Below are 422 nucleotides of genomic sequence, written 5' to 3'. Positions count from 1 at the left end.
CAACCTGATTATCTTACTTTTTTAAGAGCAATGGATGGATTCGAAGTTAATGGATTACGATTATTTAGCCTCTCGATTCCAGAACCTTCAGTTAAAAACCTTTTTGCCGTAAATGAATTTTATAGAAATAATGATGATTTCATAAACCCTGATCTACAAGAACGGTTAGTGATCGGGGATGATAGCATTTCAATATTTACTTATGACATTAAAAGTAACTTTTTTGAAATTAGAGATAATATTGGCACAGAAAATATATTCAGTTCGTTTAGTGATTTCTCTTCATTCTTAGACGAAATCATGGACAGTTGTTCATAATAATCAAAAGGAAACAAAAATCATTGTAAACCATGCCATCTTTTTAGAGATTACCAGCAGAAAATTCCTTGTTCGAAATTTAGCAGTGCAAGCTATGGAAAAAC

Annotated in this window: 1 pseudogene; it reads left to right on the top strand. The window is 31.3% G+C overall.

Annotated elements, in window-relative coordinates:
* Positions 1–318, top strand: a pseudogene (yrhA, locus tag E0D98_RS25905) (protein YrhA); the annotation flags it as partial.
* Positions 319–422: the final 104 nt, after the last annotated feature.

Origin of the sequence: Escherichia sp. KCJ4928, assembly GCF_004352695.1 — a bacterium.
Classification (GTDB): domain Bacteria; phylum Pseudomonadota; class Gammaproteobacteria; order Enterobacterales; family Enterobacteriaceae; genus ECMA0423.
Note: the sequence above shows the minus strand (reverse complement) of the source record. Positions and strands in the feature narration are given on the sequence as shown.